General features: G+C 65.6%; 24 protein-coding genes. 16 read left to right on the forward strand and 8 right to left on the reverse strand.

The window, feature by feature from the left end; translation table 11 throughout:
- Window positions 1–31: 31 nt before the first annotated feature.
- From EV688_RS17405 to EV688_RS08205, 5 genes are read left to right on the forward strand one after another with little or no spacing between them, the layout of a single operon-like run.
- Window positions 32–976: a hypothetical protein gene (locus tag EV688_RS17405; RefSeq protein WP_162883803.1), complete on the forward strand. Its 945-nt coding sequence runs from the start codon at window positions 32–34 to the stop codon at window positions 974–976.
- The gene (locus EV688_RS08190; RefSeq protein ID WP_162883802.1) at window positions 973–1941 is read left to right on the forward strand and encodes a diacylglycerol/lipid kinase family protein; all 969 of its coding nucleotides are present in this window, start codon (window positions 973–975) and stop codon (window positions 1939–1941) included. The genes EV688_RS17405 and EV688_RS08190 overlap by 4 nt, the downstream gene beginning before the upstream one ends.
- A gap of 2 nt (window positions 1942–1943) precedes the next feature.
- The gene (locus EV688_RS08195) at window positions 1944–2897 is read left to right on the forward strand and encodes a hypothetical protein (RefSeq protein WP_117315352.1); all 954 of its coding nucleotides are present in this window, start codon (window positions 1944–1946) and stop codon (window positions 2895–2897) included.
- Entirely contained in the window at window positions 2894–4204 is a 1311-nt protein-coding gene (locus tag EV688_RS08200) for an O-antigen ligase family protein (protein ID WP_117315350.1), read from the forward strand. Before EV688_RS08195 ends, EV688_RS08200 begins: the two co-directional genes overlap by 4 nt.
- A 56-nt stretch (window positions 4205–4260) precedes the next feature.
- Entirely contained in the window at window positions 4261–5205 is a 945-nt protein-coding gene (locus EV688_RS08205) for a hypothetical protein (RefSeq protein WP_117315348.1), read from the forward strand.
- A 322-nt stretch (window positions 5206–5527) separates the two neighbouring features.
- On the opposite strand, the gene EV688_RS08210 is transcribed toward EV688_RS08205, so the two are convergent.
- On the reverse strand, window positions 5528–6634 hold the full coding sequence (locus EV688_RS08210) for a mitochondrial fission ELM1 family protein (protein WP_131917587.1): 1107 nt from the start codon (window positions 6632–6634) through the stop codon (window positions 5528–5530).
- 111 nt (window positions 6635–6745) lie between these two features.
- Between EV688_RS08210 and EV688_RS08215 the strand changes: the two genes are divergently transcribed.
- Complete coding sequence (locus EV688_RS08215) at window positions 6746–7633, forward strand: glycosyltransferase family protein (RefSeq protein ID WP_117315735.1); 888 nt, start codon at window positions 6746–6748, stop codon at window positions 7631–7633.
- Window positions 7634–7649: 16 nt separating this feature from the next.
- On the opposite strand, the gene EV688_RS08220 is transcribed toward EV688_RS08215, so the two are convergent.
- From EV688_RS08220 to EV688_RS08230, 3 genes are read right to left on the reverse strand one after another with little or no spacing between them, the layout of a single operon-like run.
- Complete coding sequence (locus tag EV688_RS08220) at window positions 7650–8813, reverse strand: aminotransferase class V-fold PLP-dependent enzyme (protein ID WP_117315345.1); 1164 nt, start codon at window positions 8811–8813, stop codon at window positions 7650–7652.
- Between the two features lie 36 nt (window positions 8814–8849).
- A complete protein-coding gene (locus EV688_RS08225) occupies window positions 8850–9815 on the reverse strand; it encodes a sulfotransferase domain-containing protein (protein ID WP_117315344.1) in 966 nt (321 codons plus the stop codon).
- On the reverse strand, window positions 9812–10804 hold the full coding sequence (locus EV688_RS08230) for a sulfotransferase domain-containing protein (RefSeq protein ID WP_205686508.1): 993 nt from the start codon (window positions 10802–10804) through the stop codon (window positions 9812–9814). The genes EV688_RS08225 and EV688_RS08230 overlap by 4 nt, the downstream gene beginning before the upstream one ends.
- Before the next feature lie 143 nt (window positions 10805–10947).
- Between EV688_RS08230 and EV688_RS08235 the strand changes: the two genes are divergently transcribed.
- Entirely contained in the window at window positions 10948–11574 is a 627-nt protein-coding gene (locus tag EV688_RS08235) for a 2OG-Fe(II) oxygenase (protein ID WP_117315342.1), read from the forward strand.
- A 31-nt stretch (window positions 11575–11605) separates the two neighbouring features.
- Here EV688_RS08235 and EV688_RS08240 read toward each other — a convergent pair whose 3' ends face one another.
- Entirely contained in the window at window positions 11606–12730 is a 1125-nt protein-coding gene (locus EV688_RS08240; protein WP_131917589.1) for a mitochondrial fission ELM1 family protein, read from the reverse strand.
- Window positions 12731–12733: 3 nt separating this feature from the next.
- Window positions 12734–13675, reverse strand: a complete 942-nt coding sequence (locus EV688_RS08245) for a sulfotransferase domain-containing protein (RefSeq protein WP_162883801.1) — start codon at window positions 13673–13675, stop codon at window positions 12734–12736.
- A 271-nt stretch (window positions 13676–13946) separates the two neighbouring features.
- Between EV688_RS08245 and EV688_RS08250 the strand changes: the two genes are divergently transcribed.
- The 5 genes from EV688_RS08250 (at window position 13947) to EV688_RS08270 (ending at window position 19731) form a co-directional block, all read left to right on the forward strand.
- Complete coding sequence (locus tag EV688_RS08250; RefSeq protein WP_117315337.1) at window positions 13947–15155, forward strand: Bcr/CflA family efflux MFS transporter; 1209 nt, start codon at window positions 13947–13949, stop codon at window positions 15153–15155.
- A gap of 144 nt (window positions 15156–15299) precedes the next feature.
- Window positions 15300–15725, forward strand: a complete 426-nt coding sequence (gene mntA, locus EV688_RS08255; RefSeq protein ID WP_117315336.1) for a type VII toxin-antitoxin system MntA family adenylyltransferase antitoxin — start codon at window positions 15300–15302, stop codon at window positions 15723–15725.
- Window positions 15726–15793: 68 nt separating this feature from the next.
- Complete coding sequence (lptF, locus tag EV688_RS08260) at window positions 15794–16888, forward strand: LPS export ABC transporter permease LptF (RefSeq protein WP_117315334.1); 1095 nt, start codon at window positions 15794–15796, stop codon at window positions 16886–16888.
- Window positions 16885–17958 (forward strand): LPS export ABC transporter permease LptG, encoded by a 1074-nt coding sequence (gene lptG / locus EV688_RS08265; RefSeq protein WP_117315332.1) that lies wholly within the window; start codon window positions 16885–16887, stop codon window positions 17956–17958. The genes lptF and lptG overlap by 4 nt, the downstream gene beginning before the upstream one ends.
- Before the next feature lie 51 nt (window positions 17959–18009).
- Window positions 18010–19731, forward strand: a complete 1722-nt coding sequence (locus EV688_RS08270; RefSeq protein WP_117315330.1) for an ABC transporter ATP-binding protein — start codon at window positions 18010–18012, stop codon at window positions 19729–19731.
- Between the two features lie 98 nt (window positions 19732–19829).
- On the opposite strand, the gene EV688_RS08275 is transcribed toward EV688_RS08270, so the two are convergent.
- Window positions 19830–21119 (reverse strand): mitochondrial fission ELM1 family protein, encoded by a 1290-nt coding sequence (locus tag EV688_RS08275; RefSeq protein ID WP_117315328.1) that lies wholly within the window; start codon window positions 21117–21119, stop codon window positions 19830–19832.
- Between the two features lie 74 nt (window positions 21120–21193).
- Here EV688_RS08275 and EV688_RS08280 point away from each other — a divergent pair, with 74 nt between their 5' ends.
- The 4 genes from EV688_RS08280 to EV688_RS08295 all read left to right on the forward strand — a co-directional run bounded on the left by EV688_RS08280 (window position 21194) and on the right by EV688_RS08295 (window position 24974).
- Window positions 21194–21472, forward strand: coding sequence for an acyl carrier protein (locus tag EV688_RS08280; protein ID WP_205686507.1), 279 nt, complete (start codon window positions 21194–21196; stop codon window positions 21470–21472).
- An 87-nt stretch (window positions 21473–21559) separates the two neighbouring features.
- On the forward strand, window positions 21560–22762 hold the full coding sequence (gene spt, locus EV688_RS08285) for a serine palmitoyltransferase (RefSeq protein WP_205686506.1): 1203 nt from the start codon (window positions 21560–21562) through the stop codon (window positions 22760–22762).
- Window positions 22762–24012: a UDP-N-acetylglucosamine 1-carboxyvinyltransferase gene (gene murA, locus EV688_RS08290; protein WP_117315327.1), complete on the forward strand. Its 1251-nt coding sequence runs from the start codon at window positions 22762–22764 to the stop codon at window positions 24010–24012. Before spt ends, murA begins: the two co-directional genes overlap by 1 nt.
- Window positions 24012–24974, forward strand: a complete 963-nt coding sequence (locus EV688_RS08295; RefSeq protein ID WP_117315325.1) for a metallophosphoesterase family protein — start codon at window positions 24012–24014, stop codon at window positions 24972–24974. Before murA ends, EV688_RS08295 begins: the two co-directional genes overlap by 1 nt.
- Here the strand turns inward: EV688_RS08295 and EV688_RS08300 are convergent.
- Window positions 24922–25731, reverse strand: a complete 810-nt coding sequence (locus EV688_RS08300; RefSeq protein WP_205686505.1) for a nucleotidyltransferase family protein — start codon at window positions 25729–25731, stop codon at window positions 24922–24924. The genes EV688_RS08295 and EV688_RS08300 overlap by 53 nt on opposite strands.
- Window positions 25732–25734: the final 3 nt, after the last annotated feature.

Here is a 25734-nt window from a genome sequence, read left to right on the forward strand (position 1 = left end):
TTTGCGCCCCAAATCGACGGGATCATTGCATATGCTCTCAATCCGGCACAACTGGCACAGCGCGATGCCGCTGCAGTGGATGGCTCTGCTGCCGTGGCTTCTGGTGTGCCTGCTGTCCGGTTCCGCACGGGCCATGCAGATGCCGCCCTGGCAGCAGCTCGTGTTTGAACAGAAAAGTTTCTGGGCTACCGCCCGCGGCGTTCTCACGCTCAGCGAATTTACCGACGCCCGCGGCGCACGGGACCTCGACTCGGCGCAGGCCAGCGATACCCAGCGCTCGTCGGGCTACCTGTCGCTGGAGGTCAACAACTATGTGGCCAGCAACAGCGAACAGATCACGCTGACGCTGGATGCCGCCACCGGCGCCGCGCAGTTCCGCTGGCGTCTCAGCCGCGGGCGGGACTCGCGCGTGAAGATCCATGAGTACCACGATACGCTCATCGCCCGCGAGCGGCGCGAACCTCCCGCGGGGGATGACAGCGTATCCCCCGCAGACTGGCCGGCCACCCACGAGATGAACCTGCCGCTGCCGCCCCAGGCGGAGGGGCGACACATCGTCGCCACGCACGCCCTGCTCGTTCTGCTGCCGACCCTGCTGGAGGATCCGTCGCGGGCAGACAACTACCTGGTGCATACCGACCTCAACTTCTTCCGGCTGGAAGCGGACCTGTCGGACAAGATCGTGACCATCGGCAACACGCTGACGGTGGACGGCGAGCGGCGCCGCAAGGACCGCCGCTGCCAAGTGCTGACACTGCGCCTGGTGCCACTGCCGGGCAACCCCGAAGAGCCGGACGTCATGCTCATGGGCATGAGCGGAAAAATTCACGTGTTCATCGACACTGCCACCGGCCTGCCGCTGCGTCTGCGCGGGGATGCACCGCGGATTGGCAGCGCAGAACTGAACCTGATCGAGGCCAGCACCCGAAACACTCGCAATCCGGCCCAGCGCCTGCGGCCCTCGCCCCCGCCGTGAGCAGGCCCGGCGCCCGCGTCGGCGTGATCAGCAACCCCACCAGCGGCCACAATCGCGATCACTTCGGCGCCGTCGAGACGACCCTGGCATGCTGTCCCGGCGTCATACAGCATGCCGTAACCGCCACCCCCGCCGACATTCCCGCAGCCCTCGCCCGTCTCGCTGACTCCCGGGTCGACACCCTGGTGGTCAACGGCGGCGATGGCACGGTGGCAGCGGTTCTCGGCGCCATGCTCGAGGGCGCTGCATTTCCCCGACCGCCGGCGGTGATCATCCTGCCGGCCGGAACCGCGAACATGACGGCCGGGGACGTCGGCGTCCGCGGCAGACTGCGGCCGGCTGTCGCCCGGCTGTGCCGCTGGGCCACGTCTCCCGCCGCCGGGCAGAGCGCCGGCGAACGCACGCAGCGGTGCCTGATGCGCCTCGACATGAACGGGACGCGGCATTACGGCATGTTTCTCGGGGCGGGCGCGATTATCGGCGGCACCGAGTTTGCCCACCGGGAAATTCATGCGCGGGGCGTGCGCGATGATGCGAGTCTGGCGCTGAGCACGCTGCGCACTGTCTGGGGTGTCCTGCGACAGGATCCAGCTTTCAGCAGGTGCAGCCGGGTTTCCATCCGCAGCGATGGCGCTGCTGTACGCGAGCACGATGCGCTGATTCTGGCACTGTCCACCCTGCAGCGACTGTCATTTGGCATGCGCCCTTTCTGGGGCGAGGGAGACGGCCCCCTCAGATTGACCGTCGTCGACCGGGAGTGTCGGCGCTTTTTACCCAATTTTATCCGTATCATAGCCGGCAGACCCGGCCGCGGAGCACGCCCCGAGCGCGGCTACCACTCCACCAATGCAACGGAGCTGCATATGGATATCGCAGGCCCCATCAATCTGGACGGCGAGGTGCTGACGCCCACCGGCCCGCTGGTCGTGGCAGCGACTGCGCCTGTCACCTTTCTGCGTCTGTAGCCATGCAGCAGGAGCACATCGACCCGTTCTTTGCCGACCTGCCCCTGGATAACGACGACCAGCAGGCGCTGAATGCCTTGCTGGATGCGCTTGAGGCGCAGTACAACCAGTCCGTACTGGGCATCATCGTCTACGGATCCTGCCTGCGCAGCGGCGATATCTTTGACGGCCTGCTGGACATCTACCTGCTGTGCAGCCGTTACCGTGACGCCTACGGCGCCGGCGCACTCGCCGCCGGCAATCGCCTGCTGCCGCCCAACGTGTTTTACGCCCAGCAGGAAACGGCCGGCCGCATGTTGCGCAGCAAGGTCAGCGTCCTGTCGCTGAAGGACTTTCGGCGCGCCTGCAGTCCCGGCCATTTCGAATCCTATTTCTGGGGCCGCTTCGCGCAGCCGGTCGCGCTGCCGCGGGTTCGGGATGACAGCGTGCGACGGGGCATCGCAACGGCGCTGCGCGATGCGTCGCGGACACTGCTCAAGCGCAGCCTGCCGGCACTGCCTCCCAGCGGCTGCATCAGTGACCTCTGGGTAGAGGCGCTGCAGCTGAGCTATGCCACCGAGCTGCGCACGGAGCGTCCGGGACGCACCCGGGAGCTTGTGCTTGCCTCGGAGACTTTCTACCTTGAGGCGGCCCGGCGGGCCGCCGAAGATCCGTCGCTGCAGCTTGTCCTCGATTTTTCGGTATCTCCCCCTATCTACCACAGCAGTGCCTCCTTGCGACGCCGCGGACTCTCACGGCTGGCCTGGGCGCTGCGTCGCACCAGCGGCAAGCTGCGTTCCATTGCGCGCCTGGTGAAAGCGCTGTTCACTTTCGGCAACGGTCTGGACTACATCGCATGGAAGCTGGAGCGTCATTCGGGTGAGCCCATCATCATCCCGCCGCGCGTGCGGCGCTGGCCACTGCTTTACAGCTGGGGCTTTTTCTGGCGGCTTTACCGTCGGGGCATCTTCCGGTGATTCAGCGCCTGTCGCGCGCAGCAACACAGGACAGCGGCAGCATCGGTCTTTACCTGTTTGCCTTCACCGCTTTCAGCCAGCGCGCACTCGCGGTCATCGGCTGCCTCCTGATGCTGTACGCACTCTGGCGCGACCGGCGTGCGGCGTGGCCGCAGCTGCGCCAGGCGCCGCTTTTCTGGTGCACGGCGGCACTGGCTGCCTATACCGTGGCCCGGACCGTGCTCGCGGTCGCGAACGACCCCGGGAACGCTGCTCTGCACGCCAAGGATGCAGCGAGAATTCTCTATCTCTGCGCCTTTGTGGCAGTTGCCTGGGCGCTGCGCGGCGACCACAGGCGGATACTGCGCTTTCTCGTCACCGCCGCGGCAGGCTTCGTGATCGCTCGCCTGTGGCACTTCGACTGGCAGTTCGACTACCCGCAGCCCTGGTGGCAGATGCGGCTCGGACTCGGGCTGGAAACCATAGGTCTGGGCTATTACGCCGGTACGCTGCTGATCGGACTGCTGCTGTTTGCGCCGCGCGTGCTTGCCCATGCCCACGGGCCCTGGGGCCTTGCGGGTACCGCCCTGCTGCTGACCGTGGGCGTGGCTGCCAGCCTGCAGTGGGTGATCCTGTCGCAGTCTCGGGCCGCCTGGCTCGGACTACTGCCCCTCGCGGCTCTCGCGGCGCTGTTTGCCCTGCGCAGCAGCTGGCAGCGCGGCGGTCTCCCGGCGCTGGCACGCATGAGTGCGCCGCTGGTCCTGCTGCTGGTGATCGCCGGACTCAATGCACCCAACCTGATACAGCGCCTCAGCGAGGAACAGCACACCATAGGGTTTTTGCTCAGTGGCAACCTGGACGCGATCAGCAGCGCCGATGAGCGCGGCTGGGAGCACAGCATTGGAACCCGCATTCAGATGCTGGAGGCAGGCTATCGGCAGTGGCTTGAAGCGCCCCTCCTGGGTGCCGGCCCGGCGGCGAGCAAGCTGACGCTGCTCGCCAGCGACGATCGGGTGCTGCAGCAGTACAACGATTACCACAATGTCGCGCTGGACCTTCTTGTCCGCCTTGGCATGGCTGGACTGCTGCTGTTTCTGTTTTGTGTCAAATACACGCTGAGCAGTGGCTGGCAGGCCTGGCGCCGCGGCCAGCTGCCCGCCGATACTGCGCTGTTCCTCGCCGGCGCCCTGTGCCTGCTTCTCGCCAGCAGCCTGAGCAACTTCCGCCTTCTCAACTTCGATTTCCGCTATTGGCTGTTTATCGTCACGGCCCCCCTGACCACCTTCGCGATCTGCGGTTCAGGCGCACGCAACAGCCCCCGCGGATAGAAAAACCCGCTGCCTTGATTTATAGTTCGCGACGTCATTGCAACGGTGGAGCGGGCATGCGGGCCGGCGTTTTCATACAGACCAACCACAAGCAGATCACCGGCGCGATAGTGGCGGCACACGCGCTGCGGCGCTATTCGTCGAACAACGACCGGTTCGACGTAACCCTGATGGACACCGCCGACTATCCCTTCTTTCAGGAATACGAGGGTCAGGAATACCTGCGCGACGGGGTACCCCGCACCTGGCTCAACGATGATCTGCAGTCCTTCACACCTACCCGCTTCATGCCCCCGCAGCTGATGGGCTATGAGGGTCGTGCGGTGGTCATCGACCCGGACATCTTTGCCACCACGGATATCTGGGACCTGCTTTCCCGCGACATGCAGGGCAAGGCCATCATGTGCCGCATGCGCTCGGGGCCCAAGGGACTGGTCGACAAGTGCATGGCCTCCAGCGTCATGCTGCTGGACTGCGCGAAGCTCTCCCACTGGGATGCCGAAGCCAGGTTCCGCGCCATGTTCACCTTCGAGCAGGACTACCAGCCGTGGATCTGCCTGAAGGAAGAGCCGCGGGACAGCATCGGCTTCTTCGAGCCGGAGTGGAACGACTTCGACAAATTCACCACCGACACGAAAATGCTGCACACCACGCGCCGCCGCACCCAGCCCTGGAAGACCGGTCTGCCAACGGACTGGCGCCCCGCCGAACGCTTCCGGCTGTTCCCACCGGCGGCCTGGATCATGCGGGCGCGGCGCAAGCTGTTCGGTGAATATGCGTTTCTGGGCAACTACCGACAGCATCCCGATATCAACCAGGAGCGCTTCTTTTTCGGGCTGCTGAAGGAGTGCCTGGCCGAGGGCAAGATCACGCAGGAGCAGCTGCGGGAGGAGATGGCGCGGAATCATGTGCGGCATGATGCGCTGGAGGTGCTGGCGCGCACGCCGGATCTGCCGCCGGCGCCGGTGCATCCGCTGGCGGGGGTTTCCCGGGCGGCTTGATCGCTCTTTCCTGATTACCGATTGATCGCCGGCCTCACCCGTCCCTGATTGCGCTCCGATCGCCGGCCTGCCCCTCGCGTCCCCGTTCCGCCGACACGCAAAGATGCCATCCATGGCGGCTCGTCTGCGGCCATCCTGGCCGCAGACGGTCGGCGGAACGGGGACGCGAGGAGCAGACCTGGTTTAGAGCGGGAGCCAGGGGAAGTGGTATCCGTCCTGCTAGCGAGAGCGGAATTGCGGGCTGTTCAAACTGTGGATTCAGACCTGGCCATCAAGCGCGCACGTGATCGATTCGAACGTTCGAATTGAAAATCAGTGTCAGCTAATGCCCTTCCAGCAAGGTTCTGACTTTCTGTGCCGTGATCGCGAGTTCGTTGGCTCCGGGTGGAGGAGCAGCGCAGCTATCAACAACGGCGCCAAGCCCCTCTTCGGCTGAGGCAGTATTCAACCACTGTGCCTCGCCGGCGCTTACCAGGGCGTTCTGTATGCGTCCGATATCGCGGCGCATGCGCTGGGGTGCAAAGCGCATGGCGAGTCGGTGGCTCACGGGTTTGTAGCGCCAGGCGTGGCGGTGGCGCCACCAGCGTGTTTTCGGGTCGTCGTGCATGTCGAAGATGTAAAGCGGCTTTCGCTGTGCCCGGGCCTCGGCCAGCATGGACATGGATTCGCCGGTCACGATAAAGGCGTCGGCGCTGGCCAGGATGCCGCGGTAGGGGTTGGGGGCGTCGGCGGACCAGCGGTGCACGAAGGCGGGTACATCAATGGCTTCAACGCAGGCATCCATGGCGGCACGCGGCGTTCGCGGGCTGTCGGTGAGAATGATGGATCCCGACGAGGCCCGCGCCAGGGTACTGGCCAGCTGGCCGAGGCGCCGACCCTTCTCCGGGGTAAACACGAACTTGCCGCTGTCGCCGCCGAGCAGCAGCGCGATGCGCGGTGAGGGCAGCGTCGCCAGCTGTGGTGCCAGCGCCGCGGCTTCCTGATCCAGCGCATCAGCATCGTGGTGAAACAGCGGCAGGCGATTGTGCCGGATGTTCGGCAGATCCGGCAGGAGATACTGGGGTGTAGTCACGATCAGGTCGTAGGTCGAGAGTGGCGCCCAGGGCCGGCCGACATGCACCAGTCGGGTCGCGCCAGCGCTTTGCGACTGTATCCACCTCGCCACGGGCTCGTTGCGACGACCCGCGCTGATCAGCAGATCGGGCCAGGGGGGTAGCAGTTCGCTGGATCGGCTGCGGTCGATACCGGCAAGGGTAGCGCGCAGGGCGAGATGCGTGGTGAGTTCCCAGGGCCTTGCGTGAATGCGGATAGGACTCCAGGGCCAGCCAAGGGCATCGGCCAGCGCGGTCACCTGCGTATTGTCGCCGGCCTTGTAGCCGAGCAGGCACCAGACCCGTGGCGGCGACTTGTCGGGCATCTCAGGGGACACGTGAAATCCTTGCTCAAGGGTGTAGACGCAAAACCGGCGATGGGTTCGGGCATTTATGCCGGCGCCGCTAGCGCGTAAACTATCGCACAGGACAGACACCGGGTGAACGCCGTGAAGCCAACCGTTTTCATACACACCAACCACAAGCAGATGCTCGGCGCACTGGTCAGCCGCTACTCGCTGCAGAAGAACAGCGCCGACGCCGATGCCTTCGATGTGCGCTTTATCGAGGTCAAGGACTTCCCCGTCATGGCAGAGCATGAGGGCCGTCGCTACCTGCGCGATGGCGAGATGCGGCCCTGGCTCAACGACGACCTGCAGTCCTTCACCCCACTGCGCTTCGCCCCGCCGCAGCTGATGAATTACGAGGGCCGGGCCATCGTCATGGACCCGGATATCTTTGCCGTCGGCGACATTCTCGAGCTGCTGCAGCGAGACATGCAGGGCGCCGCCATCCTGTGCCGCCCCAAGTCCGGCAACAAGGGCCGCAAGGGCGCCTATGCCTCCAGCGTCATGCTGCTGGACTGCGCGAAGCTCACGCACTGGGATTTCGAGCGCGACTTCACCGCCATGTTCGAACCGGCACAGCGTGACTACATGGACTGGATCTCACTCAAGCTGGAGGATCCGGCGACCATCGGCCTGTTCGAGAGCCACTGGAACGACTTCGACCACCTGGACGGGAACACGAAGCTTCTGCACAACACCAAGCGCAAGACCCAGCCCTGGAAGACCGGCCTGCCGATCGACTATCGGCCGGCAGACACCTTTCAGCTGTTCCCGCCCCGCCACTGGCTGCGGCGGGCGCGCCGGGCACTGTTTGGCGACTACAAATTTGCTGGTACTTATGCAGCGCACCCCGACCCTGCTCAGGAGGCGTTCTTCTTTGGACTGGTGCGCGAATGCATCGAGAAGGGCGTGATCAGCGAGGGACAGCTACGGGATGAGATCCGGCAGGGGCATGTAAGGGGAGATGCGCTGGAGCTGGTAGGCGCCTGACAGCGCCCCTGTGAGGTCAGCCCCCGCTCGGATCTGATCCCGGAACCAGCAACTCCCCATGGCTGTCCAGGGCCGCAAACAGCGCCTCGATGTCCTCCACACTGTTGTAGAAATGCGGCGAGATGCGCAGATTGCCGTCGCGGCAGGACACGACGATGTCCACCTCGGCCAGCCGCTGCACCAGGGTATTCATGTCGGTAGAGCGCAGCGCGATCATCGCGCCGTGGGGCCAGTCGCCGGTTGCCGAAATCCAGCCGCGGGCAGCCGCCTCGCGCTTGATGGCATCGGTAATCGCAATGTTCTGCGCCTCGACCGCCTGCATGCCGACCTCACGCAGGATCGCAAGCCCGGCGCGACAGGGATTGATAGCGCTGACATCCGGCGTGCCGGCCTCGAAGCGCCGTGCCGAGTTGGCGGGCACGTTCCCGGCGATGCTCATGGCGGCCACGTCTTCCTGGGCAAACCAGCCGCTGGTGGTCGGCAACAGCTGCGGCACAAGGTCTGCTTTCACATACATGAAGCCGAGCCCTGCGGTGCCCATCAGGTATTTCAGATAGCCCCCCAGCAGCACATCGACATCGATCGTCGTCACGCCCACCGGAAAGGTGCCAATGGCCTGATAGCCATCCAGCACCACCATCGCGCCGTGCGCCCTGGCAATCCTCGCGATGGCGTTGACGTCGAGCCGGCGGCCATGGCGGTAGCACACCCAGGGAATCGCCACCAGCAGGGTCTTGTCGTCAATGGCATCGACGAAGCGCGCCGTGGCATCGTCTGCATTCGCGCAGTCATCCAGCTCGACGCAGTGCACCTGCGCGCCTCTCCGCTTCTGTGCATGCCAGATCTGCGCGGTGGTCGGGAAGTCGTGGGAGGTCACCACTACCCTGCTGCGCTCGCCGGTGAAGTCCAGGCAGCTGGCCAGGGCATTCACCGCGGCAGACAAGGTGGGCACCAGCGCGATTTCCTGCGGCCCGGCACCCAGCAGCGATGCGGTCTCCGCGCGCAGGGACTCCAGATCCCCCACCCATTGCTCCCAGCAGGCACCCTGGGTGTCGCGGTCGTCGAGATACTGCTCCATCGCCCGGCGTACCGACACGGCCAACGCGCCATAGGAACAGCTGTTCAGGTAGGTCTTGTTGTGCAGTATCGGAAACTGGCTGCGTATGCTGTCAATGTCCATGCGAATTGCCTTGCCTCTTGCCGCGGGTACGCGCTGTCATCGGGTCTGTTCCCGGGTCGCGTCCCGCGAATAGCCGTACAGCGCATCCAGTGAGTTGCGCAGCTGTTGATCAATCGCTGCAACCTGTTCGTCATCAAAGTAGTCGCGGTAGCCGCCCACCTTGGCGCGGCGCACCTTGTAGCTGTCCGGGTTGTCCCGGTCCCGTGCGCGCATGCGGCCCGCGAAGCGGAAGGTATCGGCGCCCTCCATTTTCTTCATATTGTCGAACGACGCATGCTCGATGGCAGCTGCCTGCTCTTCCGGCGTGGCCTCCACCTGCATGAAGGCCAGCAGCGTTGCCAGCTCGCCCTGCGGATCGCTGCGCAGATCCTCATAGCGCAGCACATGCAGGCGCTTCACGCGCGGTGCCTCCGCCGCCCAGACGTTCAGGTACTCCACCACCGCGCGCAGACTGCCGCCGTCATTGTCGCCGGTGACGAACTCGAACAGGCTGGTGTCACGGTCCCGGGGTGGGTAATTGTTCAGCGTCACCTTGTTGGGCTTGAGGCGGAATTTCCACTGGAAAAACTGCGACACGGCGACATCGCGCGGGTCCCGGACCATCAGCACCACAGGCTTGTCGTAGAACGGTGCCTTGCTGGCAGGGTCGTCAATGACATCCTTGATGTAATTGTCGTGGGTGAAGAAGATCTTCGGGACCGCCGGATTCATGTTGTGGAAGTTGTCAAAACCCAGTAGCGCATTCTCCGGCAGGCCGTGCTGGATGCGGAACAGGTGCGACAGCATGACCCGCAGCCAGGTGCGCCCGCTCTTGCCGAAGGACACCACCACGATGTCGGCCTCGCGCAGGCGCGCCAGCTGCTCGCGGCCCCGCAGCCTGCGCTCTGCAGTAACCACCTCCGCCCCGGACGCATTGCGCAGGCGCCAGTTGAGCACGCGGCGCGCCAGTTTCTTGCGCAGCGTGGAGGCTGCGTGGCGCAGCTGCTGGACCGCGTATTTCACGAGGCCTTCGTCCCGACATGGCTCTCAACCTCGGGGGTGACCCCTGCGCCATCTTCACCGTCGGCATAGCCGAACACCGGATCGAGCGTTGCCACTATGCTGGCGAGCTCGGCGCACTGCGCCTCGTCAAAGTGCTCGCGATAGCCGCCGACCTTGGCCTTGCGCACCTTGAAGGAGGCCGGGTTCGCCTGGTCACCGGGCTTCACCCGCGCTCCGCTGCCCTTGAAAAACTGCTCCTGCTCCATCTTCTTCATATTGTCGTAGGCAGCAAATGCCACCGCCTCGGCAACCTGGGCCTCGGTGGCCGGCGTTCCCGTGAACGCCAGAATGCGGGCGAGCACCGCACCGGGGTCGCTGCGCATATCCTCGTAGCGCACGATCAACAGGTCGTCGAGCTGATCCTGCGAGCGGGCCCAGTCGTTGAAATAATCGACAATGCGCGGCACACCGACCGCAGGGTCGGTCACGAAGGTCCAGGCATCGATGTCCGCGCCATGCGCCGGGTAATCGTTGATGAACTTCTTGACAGGACGCATGCGGTACTGCCACTGGAAGTACTGCGATACCGCCACGTCCCGCGGGTCACGCACCAGCAGCACCATCTTCTTGCCGGCGAAATGCGCTTTGCTGTCGAAATTCCCGGTGTAGTCGCGAAGATAGTTGTTGTGGGTAAAGAATACGGCGGGAAGATGCGGGTCGCGTCGCCGCAGGTTGTCGAAATCGAGCAGTTCGCTGGCGGGCAGGTCACCGATCAGCGTGTAGGCGCGGGACAGCATCACGCGCAGCCAGGTGCGGCCGCTCTTGCCCCAGCTCATGAGTACCCAGTCGGCACGCTGCAGCCGGAGAAATTCCTCGCGCCCGCGCAGCCATCGCTCCAGGCGCTTGCGTCGGGCGGCGGGCAGCCAGAAGAGCATTCCCAGCAGACCGATGCGTCCCGCGGCGCGCAGGTTATCCACAACGAGCAGGTCGGCCATAGAGGCGTTGGCCATGCGCAGCAGTACTCCCGGTGTCGAAAAAGCAGGCTCGCGATCATACCGGAATCCTTGACCTGCCGCAGCAAAGCGGCATTTTCACACGGGAATCCCGGGGCGCAGGCTGCCACTGTCGCGACGATCCGGGGTAATATTGCGTCATGGATATGATCAATCTTGCAGCCCTGCAGCAGGCAACCATAAGCACCGATCCGTTCCCCTACACGGTGGTGCCCGATTTCCTGTCTGCCGACGCACTCGCCGCGGCAAACGCCGACTACCCGGCCATCACCTCGGCGGCCAACCACGCACTGGACGACCTGTCCTACGGCCCGGCCTTTGCACGACTGATCAGCGAACTGGAATCGGACGACTTTGCGCGCGTTCTGGGTGACCGTTTTGACATGTCGCTGCAAGGGCTGCCCACGACAATTACCGTGCGCAAATTCTGCGAGCGCACCGACGGCAATATTCACACCGATCACAAGAGCAAGATCATCACGGTGCTGGTGTACTTCAACGAGAACTGGAGTCACAGCGAGGGCCAGCTGCGCATGCTGCGCTCAAACCGCAGTCTGGACGATTACGTTGCCGAGGTGCCGCCGCTGGGAGGCACGCTGCTGGCCTTCAAGCGCACGCCGCATTCCTGGCATGGCCACAGCCGCTTTGTCGGCGAGCGGCGCATGCTGCAGCTGAATTATCTCGACCGCAGCCCGCTGGCCGTCGTTGCCCAGCGCATCAGCCGCACGGGCACGCATTTCGCGAAGAACGTCCTCGGGCTGCGTTAGTGGCGATACGTTAGCGGGGATCTTTCTGAGCTCAGGGCCCAGCGGAGCCTGACCCCGGCGCGAATAACGCCCTGATGCGCCGCACAACCTCACCGAGATCATCAGGTATCCCGAGGCCACCTTTCGCAGACGGCTCACCTGCCCAAACGGCGAGGCCTCGCTCTATCAGTTCTCGGTGGAACGCCTCAAAATCGCGGGTCACCGACACCACGCCGAACACGTCAACGCGATACAGCCCGCGCGCCGCGGCACGGCGGAACCGGTGGAACACGCCCGCGCCATCGGGATTGTTCAGCCAGGTCGCAAGTCGCCTGCGCCACAGATCCGGCGCACCAAAACGCCCGGCGGGCAACGGCAGAATCGCCAGCGGCTTGCCCAGCCGCATGACCTCCACCTGCATGGAAATACTGTCGGCGGTGACGGCGAACGCATCCGCGGTGCCCAGCAGTGCAAGGTAGGGATTGTCCTCGGGCAGCGCCTCTGCGGAGAACGTGTAGAGTCGCGCCTGCGCCGGCAAATCGCGTTTCAACACGTCCACCACATCGGCCGTGGTGCGCCGACTGGTGGTGATCCAGGGCGTGCCACCGTCGGCAATAACGCGCTGCGCCTCCGCCACCAGCCGGTGCGCGACCCCGGCATCCATCACAAAGGGGTTGGTCTCGCCGCCCACGAGAATGGCAACCAGCGGCCGCGGCAGCCCGGATAGTCGCGCGGCCCAGTCCCGGGTGGCGGCCTGCACCGCGGCCACATCGACCTGCATAAAAGGCAGAACGGTGGTGACCACGTTGGCAAACGGGGGCAGCTGGTTTTCACGGCTGGCAACGATCAGGTCGAAATCGCGCAGGTAGCCCGAGGGCTTGCCCACCAGAACCACGCGCGTGCGGCCACCGCTCTGCCGGCGCACCCACAGCGCCGCCATCGAGGGCCGGCGGCCGCAGGTGATGATCAGGTCGGGCCAGGGTGCGCCAAGGGCATCGGAGCGCGCAGGGTCCAGATGCGACAGGGTGGGTTCAAAGCGCGGCTTGCCGTATATCCACTGCGGCAGGGGCTGCAGGAACTTGCGCTCTACCGGCCAGCCCAGCGCCTCGACAATCGTCTCCACCTGCCCATTGTCGCCGCGCTTGTCGCCGAGCATCACCCAGGTGCGCGGACTCACGGCTCAGGCTTTGGCGTCGTCGCGGCAGTAGCCGAGCCCGGGATCAATCCGCTCCCGCACCAGCGCCTCCAGATCCTCGACCTGGTCCGGCGCAAAGTCCTCGCGATAGCCGCCCACCTTGCCGCGGCGCACCTTGTAGGTGCTCGGGTCATTGCGATTGACCAGCTTCATGCCGCCCTGGCGGAAGGTGCCGCTGGTTTCCAGTTTCTGCAGGTTGTCAAAGGAGCCCCACTCCACCGCGGCGCGAATCTCGTCATCCGAGAACGACTCGCCAACGTGCTCGAGAATCCGCGACAGGGTCGGCACCGGGTCACTGCGCAGGTCCTCGTAGCGCACCAGCAGGCCGTGGGGCAGCGCCGCGATATTGCGCACCCAGGTGTTCTGGTAATCGATGAGAAACGGCAGGCCGATATCCGAGTGCCTGACGAACTCCCACATCTGCACCTTGCGCCGATCAATGGGGGTCTCGATAGCGTGGTTGATCAGCTCCTGCTTGGCGCGGGACTGGCGCTTGGTGAACTGGTGATACCAGGACACGGCGATATCAATCGGGTTGCGGGCCAGGAACACCACCGGCTTGTGCCGCATCGGGTTGTCCGGCGCATCGGCCGCCAGAAGCCTGCCCACCTCGCCCTCGTAGCTGTAGCAGCCATTGGTTGCGGCGATGCGCGGAATCTCGGGAATGCGCCGGGCAAATTCGTCGGTGTTGATGAGCGTCGATTCCGGCAGGTCATAGCGCAGCTGGTACAGCCGCGACAGCATGACCTTGAGCCAGGTATTGCCGCTCTTGGGATGGCCGATAATCAGAAAACTGGCCCGCGCCGCCTTGGCCAGCTCCAGTTTCGCCAGACCACGGCGCCGCAGGCCCACGCGCCACCGCGCTGGCAGTACTTCCGTGGGGGCGATGATAAGTGCCTTTTTGACGCCGTCACTCAGGTTCAACATGCGTTTCCACCGCTGGCGCGCGCGCAGCGCGTTGCCGAAAAGCGCCGGATTATGCGGTAAACTCCTGAAAATCGCCAGTTGCCGCAGCCCTCGCTTCCAAGCGAGAGCCGTAAAAACTCCGCGGAGATTTTGCACCCGCCACCGCATCTCCTAGCGGAGCCACCGGCCCAAGCCGCAGGCGCGAAAAAAGCGGTGACAGACGCGACATGTTACAATCCCGGTGTTAACGCCCTGCAGCCATCGCCGGGCACACGTACCGCCCGGAATCCGCATGACCCAGTCACAACACACGCCGCTGGCGATCGTGTTCGCTCTCGGCTTCACCATGATGCTGGGGCCGTTTGCGATCGACACCTACCTTCCCGCGTTTCCCATCATGGCGGAGGCGCTTGGCGTCGACATCCGGCAGGTGTCCCTGAGCATCTCTGTCTACATGTTTGCCTTCGCGATCGGTCAGCTTATCGGTGGGGCACTGTCGGACAAGTTCGGCCGCCGACGTGTCCTGATCAGCGGACTGTTGTTGTTTGCCGGTGCCAGTTTTCTTCTTGCAGAGGTCGAGTCACTCGAGTGGCTGCTACTCGGGCGCATGCTGCAGGCGATTGGCGGCGGCTGGACCGGCGTGTCCATCCCCGCGCTGGTGCGGGACAGAGTACAGGGCCAGCAGGCCGCAAAGCTGTTTTCGATGATCGGCCTGGTGGCGATCATTGCGCCCGCCATTGCCCCGGCGATCGGCAACCTGCTGCTGCAGTTCGGCGGCTGGGGCCTGATCTTTCAATTCCTCGGCGTTTACGCGCTGTGCATGCTGCCACTGCTGGCAGTGACCGTGTTTCGCAGTCCGCGACGCCCACCGCCCCAGCGTGGGGCGATGACGATCATGGCGCGCTACCTCGAAGTGCTCAGAGAGCGCCGCGCCCTGCCCCACATCGGCTGGCAGACCGCCGGCTTCGGCGGCCTGATCATATTCGTGACCTGGTCTGCCTACATTTACCAGGTGCACTACGAGCAGTCACCGCGGGCATTCACACTGCTGTTTGCCTGCAACATCATCACCATGTTCGCCTGCAACCTGCTGAACCGCTTCCTGCTCAACCGCATGCCGTCGCTGCAGATCCTGCGCGGTGCAACACAGGTGCAGGCCCTGGCCGCGGCCTGGCTGCTGGCGGTCGCCCTGTTCGACGGTCCCGTACTCGCCTTCCTGCCCGGCATGATGCTGTACGCCGGCACGCTGGGGGCCATCAGCCCGAACAACCAGGCCTGTTTCCTCGAGTACTTCCCCAGCAGCAGCGGATCGGCGGCGGCGCTCATGGGTACCGCCACCTTTGGCCTCGGCGGCCTCGCCAGCGGCCTGACCACGCTGTTGCCGCCCTCGCTGCTGACCGTCACCCTGTGCATGATGGCCTGTGCACTGGCGAGCCTTGCCTTTATGGCCTTGCGTGGCAGGGAGAGTGATGCGGCGCTGGAGGCAAGCGGCGCAACGTAAGGTGCGGTATTCGAAAGCATCAGTTCACATCACATCTGCTATTATCTTCTGCGCGGCAATCAGGCAAGCATTGGAGGAGCCCTCTGAGCGCCGGCGCATCAGTTTTAGCCACCAGAAGTCTGTCCACAGCCGATAGAGGCCTACATGGAATCACCGGCAAGAAACGAGATCCATAACGAAAGCGCATTGCTCGAAGCACTCGCTGAACTCGCTGCTGAGAATGCAGATATTGCGGTGCTCTGGCTGTATGGCTCCCGAGCCACGGGACATGCCACGGCCATCAGCGATATCGACCTGGCGATAGCCTTTGAACGACACGATGAAAGTGCCTGGGAGCACAGGCTGCGTCCAGAAACCCTGGCACTTGAATGGGCGCAATCACTCGAACTGCCGTCGAGCCAACTCTCCATCGTCGATATCAATACCGCCCCAATTCATCTCGCCCTGAATATCATAAAGGCCGACCGTGTCCTGTACGTCAGGGACCCTTCGAGGCTGGCGCGTGAAGAGAATCGCATCAGCTCAATCTGGGAAATCGACCATCTTCACCACCAACGTCAGGCTGAATAGCGGCTACGCGCCGTCTATCGACCAGTTCCTCCCGCACTGAGCGCACCAGCTGCGCTACAATCCCCCCGATGATCATAGACCGCTACCTGAGTCGCGAAATCCTGCGCCCCTTTGCCGTCGGCCTCGGCCTGCTGGTACTGGTGTTCGTGGGCTTTTCCCTGGCGCGGCAGCTGTCCTTCGCCGCGGCGGGCCAGGTCGACCTTTTTACCGCCCTCAAGCTGGTGGCGCTGAACACCCTGGTGACGCTGGAAATCCTGCTGCCCTCGGCCCTCTTTTTTTCGGTGCTCGCCGCGCTCGGCAAACTGTACAGGGATGCGGAGATGAACGCCCTGTTTGCCGCCGGCGTCAGCCCCATGCGCGTCATGGAATCGGTGTTCAAGTTCGCGGTGATCTTCGCAATCATCACCGGAGTGATTTCCATCGCCGGCCGCCCCTGGGCCTTTCGCGAGAGCTACCGGCTGGAGGCGCAGGCCGCAGCGGAGTTCGACCTGCGAAAAATGGCCACGGGCGAATTCGTCACCATGGGCAACAGCGACTACGTGTTCATCGCCGACGGCCTGGACCTTGAGCAGGGTATCCACGAGGGCGTGTTCCTGCAGAAGCTGCACCGCGGCGGCGAGCGCTCGGAGCTGATCTACGCCGAGTCCGCCGCGCTGCCCATGCTGAACCCGAACGAGCCCTTCACCGCGCAGTTCTTCCGCGGTTTTCACTACCTGCTGGACAACCGCGAGACGCTGGACGTCACGACAGAGTTCGAGACGCTGACTATCCGCCTGCCGGCCACCGAGGCGCAGGAGCGCTACCGGCGCAAGGCGGAGTCGATGCAGGCGCTGGCGCTGTCGGGCGACCCCAAGGACACCGCCGAGTACCAGTGGCGACTGACAACGCCGCTGGCCACGCTGCTGCTGGCGCTGATCGCGGCGCCGCTGGCGCGCTCCAACCCCCGGGAGCCGCGCACGCGCAGCTTTTTTATCGCCATCACCACCTATATCGGCCTGTTCAGCCTCACCAGCATGGTGAAAACCTGGATCGAGCAGGAGCGCATCGGTGCTTTCCCGGGACTCTGGGGCGGCTATGCGCTGTTCCTGATCCTGCTGGTCCTGCTGCTCTACCCGCCGCGCCTGCGCCGGCGTCCACCGCGTGACGCGACGGCAAAAGCATGACGGTTCTCACCCGCTACCTGGCCATTACGCTGCTGCGCGGCTGGCTGACCACCTTTCTGGTCATCGCCGCCGTGTTTGGCCTGCTCGGCTTTATCGGTGAGCTGGACGCCGCGGTGGGTGACTATCGCGCACCCGCCATCGGCCTGTACACGCTGATGATTCTGCCGCAGCAGCTGATCAGCCTGGCCCCGGTCATCATGCTGCTGGGGACGATCATTGCCATGGCCGGTCTGCAGCGTGGCAGTGAGCTCACCGTCATCAGCTGTGCCGGCGTGCCACCGCGGCAGCTACTGGCGGCCATCTCTGTCCCCACCGCGGCCCTCATGCTGGTGCTCTGGCTGGCGATGGAATACATAACGCCGGCGCTGCACCAGCGTGCCGAAGAGCTGCGCCTCGACCTGCGCTACGACAACGCGCACAGACTGCCTTCCGGTGGCCTGTGGTCGAAAAGCGGCCGGCGCTACATCCACCTCGGCGCCATGAAGGATGACGGCCAGCCGGCGGATATCGATCTCTACGAGTTCGGAGAGAACGGGCAGCTGCAGCGTGCCGTGCGCGGGGAGACCGCCCGGGTGGGCGCCGACCGCACCTGGGAATTCAACAACGTGATGGAAAAGCGCCTGGTGGACAACACCCTGGAAACCTCGCGCACAGCCTCACTGGCCATCGACAACCTGTGGGCGGCGCGCGAGCTGCCGGTGATCTCGCTGTCCCAGGACAGCATGCGCCTGTCGGTGCTGCTCAGCTATGGCGGCTACCTGGCCGACAACGAGCGCGACGCCAAGCAGTATCTGAGCACGTTCTGGCAGCGACTCACCATGCCGCTCACCGTCGCGGCCATGATTCTTCTGGCAACGCCGGTGAGCGCAGGGGTTGGCTCCCAGCGCGGCGGCAACTTCGGCGCCACGCTGGCCATCGGCGCAGTGATCGGCATCGGCTTTTACCTCGGCTCGCAGATCCTGTTCGCGCTGGGACAGCTGTTCAACCTGAGCCAGCCGCTGGTGGCGCTGGCGCCGACCGCGATCATCAGCGCCGTTGCCTGGCTGCTATTCAGGCGCATGCACTGGTAACATGCGCCCGCGCCCGGCGGCGCCACGACCTTTGCCGCGAACGGAATTTCCATGCGACTGATGCTCAGCTTCTTCCGCGCCTATCGCGGACCGACCCTGCTCATGCTGCTGGCGCTGCTGCTGTCGGGCCTGGCCGAGGGCATCGGGCTGTCGGCGCTGCTACCGGCGCTGAACATCGCCCTGGGCACCGGCCGCATGGACACCGGCGCGGCGGACCTGTCGGGCTACGAGGCGGTGATTGTCGAGACACTGCACAGCCTCGGCATCGCCACCACCCTGGGCAACATGCTGCTGCTGGTTCTCCTCGGCATTTTCTTCAAGAGCGTGTTCCTGCTGCTGGCGCAGCGCCAGGTGGGCTACACCGCCGCCCAGGTGGGCACCGACCTGCGCCTGAACATGCTGCGCGCCATCCTGCGCAGTCGCTGGGAATACTTTCTGCACCAGCCGGCGGGACGCCTGACCAACGCCCTCGCCACGGAGGCAGAGCGCTCCTCGCAGTCCTTTGTCCACGGCGCCACCGCCATCACCTTTCTTATACAGTCCATGATCTACGGCGCGGTGGCTTTTGCCCTGTCCTGGAAGGCCTCGCTGGTGGCCATTGTCGCCGGCGCCATTGTCATCGGCCTGTCGCACTTCCTGGTGCGCATTACCCGGCGCGCCGGGCGCCGCCAGACCAGTCTGCTCACCTCGCTCATCGGCAACCTCACCGACATTCTGGCCTCGGTGAAGGCGATGAAGGCGATGGCGCGGGAGGGCCAGGCGGATCGCGTGCTGGCCAGCGATACCGGCAAGCTGAACAAGGCACTCAGGCGTCAGGTCATTGCCGCGGCGGGGCTGGACGCGGGGCAGGAGCTCATGTTCGCCGGCTTTATCTGCCTCGGCATCTATGTGGCGCTCGGCATCTACGACATGGAGCTGCCCACGGTCATGGTGCTGGTGGTGGCCCTGGGACGCGCCTTTTCCTTCCTCGGCAAGGTGCAGAAGCAGTACCAGAAGCTGGTGCAGGGCGAGAGCGCCTACTGGGCCATGCTCGACAGCATCTCAGAGGCCCGGGACGCGGCGGAGAGCGCTGGCGGCGCCGCGCCGCCGACCCTGGCAACAGGCATACGTTTCGAAGGCGTGGGCTTCAGCTACGGGGAAAATGCCTCGGTCTTTCACGATCTGACTCTCGACATCCGCGCCGGCAGCCTGACCACGCTGGTCGGCCCCTCGGGCACAGGCAAGACCACCCTGGTGGATCTTGTCATCGGCCTCCTGCAGCCCACGCAGGGGGAGATCCGGGTCGACGGTGAGCCGCTCTCGGGGCTCGACCCGCGCGCCTGGCGCCGACAGATCGGCTACGTCCCCCAGGACACGGTGCTGCTGCACAGCAGCATTCGCGACAATGTCACCCTGGGCGATCCGGACCTGACCCCGGAGGCCATAGAACAGGCGCTGCGGGATGCCGGGGCCTGGGATTTCATCCAGGCACTGCCCGACGGGGTGGATACCGTGGTCGGCGAACGCGGTGGCAAGCTTTCGGGCGGACAGCGCCAGCGCGTGGTGATCGCCCGCGCGCTGATCAACCAGCCACAGCTGCTGATTCTGGACGAGGCCACCAGCGCCCTGGACCCGGACAGCGAACAGGCGGTGCGCCAGACCATGGAAGCCCTCAAGGGGCGCATCACCCTGCTGGCGATTTCCCACAACCGCGGCATGGTCGAGGCGGCAGACTGTGTCTATCGCCTGCGCGACGGCCGCGCCGAGCCGGTCATCGCCGGGGATGTTGCCTGAGCGCAGCGGACGTTGACTCAGGGTCCCGCCGTCTTCCAAAGCGCTGCCGTCTCCAGAAGCGCGGCCATCCCCCGAAGCACGACGACGCCGTTATCGGCTCAAGGGTCAGCCCTGTCCCTGACCAGCGCCTCGAGTCGCGCCAGCGCACGCTGCATGTCGGGGGAGCTGAGAGTGCCCGGCGAGGAGAGAGTGCCCGGCGAGCTGCAGGAACCAGGCGGCAATATCGTGTTCGTCGAAGCGGGATCGCCAGGGCACGGGTCCCCGTCAGCACCAAAAGCCAACCCGCCCGGTTCCAGCCACCTGGCCCGCCCGCTGTCCGCCAGCGCGCGGTGCACCAGGGAAATGTCACGGCTCCAGGCATCGGGAAACCAGCGGATCAGCTGTGCGAACAGCGCGCCGCCGAGGCGCCAGTCACGCGGGCCATCCACTGGCAAATCCGCCGGCACATTCGCCGGTGCACCCGCCAGAGCCCCCTCACCGCCGGCGTGACGCGCTGCATCGCGGCGCATGCCGCCGCTGTCGAACATGCACACAGGGCGACCGGTGGCACAGGCCTCGGACAGCATGGCGATGCTGTCCGCGCTCACCACGAAGGCATCCGCGAGGGCCAGAATCCCCGGGTAGGGATTGCCGTCGCGCTCACCGGAGCCCTGAGCGCTGCCCGCGCCGGAATGTCCGCTGCCGCCCTCCGTCCAGCAGTACAGGTCATGCGGGCAGGCCGCCGGCGCGGCAGCCAGACGGCGCTGCAGCCGCGCGTTGACCGACGGCGCCGTGCGCGCGCTGGTGGCAATCAGCAGCGACCCGCCACAGCGCCTCGCCGCCGCCATCGCCTGATCCAGCAGCCGATCCGCCGCCCGGGGTCCGAAGGTGTAGGGGCCGCTGTCACCGCCTATCAGCACACCGATCCACGGCCGCGGCAGCGGCGCAAACCGCGGTTCCCAGGTCGCCGCACTGTGCGCGAGTCCCCCGGCGGTGAGATCGTGCAGGGTAAGGTCGTTGTGCAGGACCTTCGGGTGCCGCGGCACCCGGTACTGCGGCGTGGTCACCAGCAGATCGAAGTCCTGCAGTCGCCCCCAGGGCCGGCCCACGTGCACATAGCGCGTGCGGCCGCCGGAGGCCCGCCGCAGCCAGCGAGCCACCGGCTCGTTGCGTACGCCGGCCGTGATCACGAGATCGGGCCAGGGCGCGGACAGCTTGTGCCGGTCCGCGCGCTGCACGCCAGCCAGCGACGCCTGGCGTAGCAGGTGCGGCCAGAACACGCCCTGCCGGTAGCCCAGCTGCAGCGTCCGGCAGGGCCAGCCGAGGGCCCCGGATGCCGCCGTCGCGAGGGCGCGCACCTGCCGCCGCTCCCCTGCACGGTAAGCGTCGATTAACCAAATGGCTGGCATTCACAGAAGTCCGTGGGTATAGTTTCCGGCGTGGATTCTGGCGCCTGGGGGGCGCTGGCGCAAGGAGGGTCTCCGTGACGACGTTCGGGGAAAAGGCCGTAAACGACAACGGATCGGGGTACCAGACCTACCTCGCATTCCTGTGTGAGCTGCTGCAGAAGCACAACCGCCAGCAGGTGACGATCGGCGAATCGACCGGGCTGGTCACCGATCTTGGCCTCAGCTCGCTGGAAGTCATGGAGCTGATCGAGCAGACAGAGGACCACTTCGATATCTCGATCCCGCTGAACATCCTTCCGGACGTGAACACCGTGGCGGATCTGGCGCAGAAAATTCAGCAGCTCAGAGGCTGAGCACGGCACCACCCGACTGGCGCAATACGACCAACGCAATACGACAAAGCGATTATCCTTGCACACCGACACAACCCGGTAACTGGCATGCTGTTTGACAAATTCCAGGCGATGGCCGACTTCCAGACCGAACTCTCGCGCCGGGACGTCAAGCCCTTCGGCGCCATCACGGATGAGGTTATCTCCGCCACCGAGGGCGTGGTGCAGGGGCGGCGGGTCATTCTCGCCGGCACCAACAACTACCTCGGCCTGTCCTACGACCCGCGCTGCATCGAGGCGTCACAGGCCGCCGCGGCCCAGTGGGGCACCGGCACCACCGGCTCGCGCCTGGCCAACGGCAGTTTTGCCGAGCACGTGGCGCTCGAGGCCGAAATGGCCGATTTCTACGGGGTCGGCCAGGCCATCGTCTTCTCCACCGGCTACGCCGCCACCATGGGCATGTGCGCCACCGTCGCCGGCCCGGATGATGTCATCCTGCTGGATGCCGACAGCCACTCCAGCATCTATTCCGGGGTCAAGCTCAGCGGCGCCGAGATCATCCGCTACCGCCACAGCAGCCCCGATGACCTGGCCAAGCGCCTGCGGCGCCTGGGCGATCGCGCCGGCCGCACCCTGGTCATCGCCGAAGGCATCTACAGCATGCTCGGCGACGTGGCGCCACTGCAGGAGATAGCCGCCATCAAGCGCGAATACGGGGCCTACCTGCTGGTGGACGAGGCGCACTCCATGGGCGTGCTCGGGGAGACCGGCCGCGGCGCCGCGCAGGCCGCCGGTATCGAGGACGACGTGGACTTCATTGTCGGCACCTTCAGCAAGAGCCTGGGCGCGGTGGGCGGCTTTGCCATCAGCCGCCACGCCATCCTGGACACCATCCGCTACTGCATCCGCGCCTATATCTTCACCGCCTCGTCGTCGCCCTCGGTGGTGGCCTCGGTGCGTCAGGCACTGCGCATCGTGCGCGAGGAACCAGAGCGACGTGAGCGCCTGTGGGACAACGCCACGCGTCTTTACAACGGCCTGCGCGAGCTCGGTCTGCCGGTGGGCCCGGCGGTCAGCCCGGTGGTTGCAGTGGAATTCACCGACCGCGAGCAGGCCATCGCCGCCTGGTACCAGCTGTTCGACAGCGGCGTCTACGTCAATCTTGTGGTGCCCCCGGCGTCGCCCTCCACCAACTTCCTGCTGCGCAACAGCATGAGCGCGGCGCATACGCCGCAGCAGATCGACCACATCATCACGGCCTATCGCGGTCTGCTCGACGCCGGGCTGGCCACGCCGAAAACCGCCGCCTGATGGCTCGCCTGGTCATTACCGGCAACGGCCCGCTGCGCGGCGAGGTGCGGATCGCAGGCGCCAAGAACGCGGCGCTGCCGGTGCTCGCTGCGGGACTGCTCAGCGCAGAGCCGCTGCAGGTGAGCAATGTCCCCGGCGTGCGCGATATCGACACCGCCATCCGGCTGCTGGAGCTGCTGGGCTGTGTGGTGAAACGCCAGGACGACAGCGTGCATATCGACAGCAGCGGCGTGAACAACGTGCGCGCCCCCTACGAGCTTGTCAAGACCATGCGCGGCGCGGTGCTTCTGCTGGGGCCGCTGCTGGCGCGTTTCGGTGAGGCGGACGTTTCGCTGCCCGGCGGCTGCGCCATCGGCGAGCGACCGGTGAACGAACACATCGAGGGGCTGCGCGCCATGGGTGCGGAGATCACCATCGACAGCGGCTACATCAAGGCCAGGGCCTCGCGGTTGAAAGGCTGCCGCTACGCCTTCGATATCCCGTCTGTTACCGGCACCGAAAACCTGCTGATGGCGGCCACCCTGGCCGAGGGCGATACCGAACTGGAAAACGCCGCCATGGAGCCGGAGGTGGCCGACCTGGCGCGGCTGCTCAACGGCATGGGCGCGCGGATTCAGGGGGCCGGCACCAGCATCATCCGCATCCGCGGGGTCGAGGCGCTGCACGGCACGCGCCACGCGGTGCCGCCGGACCGCATCGAGACCGGAACCTTTCTCGCCGCCACCGCCGCCACCCGCGGCAAGGTCACGCTGCGCAACACCGACCCCTCCTTCCTGCTGCATGTGCTGACCAAGATGCAGGCGGCGGGGGTCAGGCTGACCTGGGGCGATGACTGGATCGAGGTCGACAGTGAAAATACCCGCTGTCGCGCCATGAATGTCTCTACCGCGCCCTACCCGGCCTTCCCCACCGACCTGCAGGCCCAGTTCATGGCGCTGAATGCCCTCGCCGACGGCGTGGCGACAGTGGTCGAGAACATCTTCGAGAATCGCTTCATGCACGTGGCCGAGCTGCGCCGCATGGGAGCGGACATCGAGCTGCAGGGCAATACCGCCATCGTGCGCGGCCGTGAGCGCCTGCAGGGGGCGCCGGTCATGGCCACCGACCTGCGTGCCTCCGCCTGCCTGGTCATCGCGGCGCTGGCGGCGGACGGCGATACCACCATCGATCGCATCTACCACCTCGACCGCGGCTACGCCGGCATTGACGACAAGCTGGCCCGCCTCGGCGGCATTATCCGGCGCGTGTGATGACAGGTGGCGACGAGGTTGCCTTCGTCCATTTCAGTGATCCGCACCTGACGGCGTTGCCGCCCCTCTGGGGTCAGGTCCCATCGGGGCCCGATCCCGAAAACCGCATGAAGCGGCGCCTGAGCCACCTGTCCTGGCAGCGCAAGCGGCGCTTCGAGCACCGCCACGAGGTGCTGGCGCTGCTGGTGGCGCATATCCGGCAGGCCAGCCCCGCACAGATCCTGCTCACCGGCGACCTCACCCACATTGGCCAGGAAGACGAATTCCGCGAAGCGGCGCAGTGGCTGCGCTCGGTGGCCTCGCCGCGGGATCTGGCCCTGGTACCCGGCAACCACGACGCCACCGCCAGTGACAGCCGCCGGTTCCAGCGCGAGCACTGGGCCGATTACCTGCGCGGCGACGACGGCAGCGACAGCTGGCCGTCGCTGCGCGTGCGCCAGGGCGTTGCCTTCATCGGCCTCGATTCCGCCGTGGTGACGCCACCGCTGCTGGCCGCCGGCCGCGTCGGCGACAGTCAGCGCCAGCGCCTCGGGCAGTTACTTGAGGACTGCCGCGCGCAGGGCCTGTTCCGCGTGGTCTACCTGCACCACTGCCCGCTGCCGGGACTGGAAAAATGGCGCAAGCGGCTGGTGGATGCCGGGCAACTGCGCGACACGCTCACGCAGGCCGGCGTCGAACTTGTGCTGCACGGCCACGGCCATCGCTATCACCAGCACGATCTGCAGACAGCCACCGGTACCGCCCGGGTGATCGCCGCCCCCTCGGCATCGGCCCGCGGCCTTCACGGCAAGGACGTCGCCGCCTGCAACGCGTTTAGCCTGGGCAACACGGCAGACGGTGCGCGGGAGCTCCGGCTAACCCGCTGGGGGCTCAACGCCGGGGAAAACGCCGTGGAAGTGATCGAAGAGACTAGCTGGCGTTATCCGTTAACGACTCCTGCACCAGATCCAGATCCGCAATAGAGTCCACGTCGATCGACGCATTGGCGTAGGGCAGAATGACCGCACGGATGCGCAGGCCCAGCCGCTTGCCGAGCTTGGCCAGCGCCTCGTCCAGCGGCAGCAGGCCCAGCCGGTAGCGGATCACCGCCCACCAGCCGAGCATGCCGATGACCCGCAGGGGCTTCTTGCGCTGCTGCTCGATGCGGCGCCAGAAATCGGCCACGCTGCGGCCCTCCGGAGTCAGGAAGGCAAACAGGTTGCAGCCACAGAACTCGCCGTCGCTGAAGCGCAGCACGGTCTTGCGCATGTTCGGGTAGGCCTCCTGCACCAGCGCGTAGGGGGCAAGGCCCACGGTCACGTCAACGTCGTCAGCCAGGCTCTGGCGGCCGAAGGCGTCCACCATTTCCGCGGTCAGCAGCGGGTGATCCGCGGTGGTGAGCAGCACCGGCCGGTCGCTGTCGATATCCTGCATCACGCTGTGGGCACTGGTGCAGGGTGACGCGCCGGGGGGCTGCCAGTCGAGGCTGCCCTCGTTGATCCAGACCCGCAGATCGGGGGCGCTGTCGAGGGCCGACTGCTCCGGACCGGCGAGAATCATGCGCTCGACAATGCGCGACTGGCGCAGCGCCCGCAGCACGCGGTAGACCATCGGTTCGCCGCCGATCTCGATCAGGGCCTTGCAGCCGCTGCTGGAGTGACGGGAAAGGGCATCGCTCTTGTTGCGGTCTCCCGCCAGTACGATGGCGGTCATGCGGTGGCTGTCGATATCGAGTTGCATGGG

Origin of the sequence: Chromatocurvus halotolerans, assembly GCF_004340525.1 — a bacterium.
GTDB lineage: Bacteria > Pseudomonadota > Gammaproteobacteria > Pseudomonadales > Halieaceae > Chromatocurvus > Chromatocurvus halotolerans.

Coding starts and splice junctions, on each gene's coding strand:
- EV688_RS17405 (WP_162883803.1), top strand. CDS start 32: ATGCTCTCAATCCGGCACAACTGGCACAGCGCGATGCCGCTGCAGTGG.
- EV688_RS08195 (WP_117315352.1), top strand. CDS start 1,944: ATGCAGCAGGAGCACATCGACCCGTTCTTTGCCGACCTGCCCCTGGAT.
- EV688_RS08205 (WP_117315348.1), top strand. CDS start 4,261: ATGCGGGCCGGCGTTTTCATACAGACCAACCACAAGCAGATCACCGGC.
- EV688_RS08220 (WP_117315345.1), bottom strand. CDS start 8,813: ATGGACATTGACAGCATACGCAGCCAGTTTCCGATACTGCACAACAAG.
- EV688_RS08230 (WP_205686508.1), bottom strand. CDS start 10,804: ATGGCCAACGCCTCTATGGCCGACCTGCTCGTTGTGGATAACCTGCGC.
- EV688_RS08235 (WP_117315342.1), top strand. CDS start 10,948: ATGGATATGATCAATCTTGCAGCCCTGCAGCAGGCAACCATAAGCACC.
- EV688_RS08245 (WP_162883801.1), bottom strand. CDS start 13,675: ATGTTGAACCTGAGTGACGGCGTCAAAAAGGCACTTATCATCGCCCCC.
- EV688_RS08250 (WP_117315337.1), top strand. CDS start 13,947: ATGACCCAGTCACAACACACGCCGCTGGCGATCGTGTTCGCTCTCGGC.
- mntA (WP_117315336.1), top strand. CDS start 15,300: ATGGAATCACCGGCAAGAAACGAGATCCATAACGAAAGCGCATTGCTC.
- lptF (WP_117315334.1), top strand. CDS start 15,794: ATGATCATAGACCGCTACCTGAGTCGCGAAATCCTGCGCCCCTTTGCC.
- lptG (WP_117315332.1), top strand. CDS start 16,885: ATGACGGTTCTCACCCGCTACCTGGCCATTACGCTGCTGCGCGGCTGG.
- EV688_RS08270 (WP_117315330.1), top strand. CDS start 18,010: ATGCGACTGATGCTCAGCTTCTTCCGCGCCTATCGCGGACCGACCCTG.
- EV688_RS08275 (WP_117315328.1), bottom strand. CDS start 21,119: ATGCCAGCCATTTGGTTAATCGACGCTTACCGTGCAGGGGAGCGGCGG.
- spt (WP_205686506.1), top strand. CDS start 21,560: ATGCTGTTTGACAAATTCCAGGCGATGGCCGACTTCCAGACCGAACTC.
- murA (WP_117315327.1), top strand. CDS start 22,762: ATGGCTCGCCTGGTCATTACCGGCAACGGCCCGCTGCGCGGCGAGGTG.
- EV688_RS08295 (WP_117315325.1), top strand. CDS start 24,012: ATGACAGGTGGCGACGAGGTTGCCTTCGTCCATTTCAGTGATCCGCAC.
- EV688_RS08300 (WP_205686505.1), bottom strand. CDS start 25,731: ATGCAACTCGATATCGACAGCCACCGCATGACCGCCATCGTACTGGCG.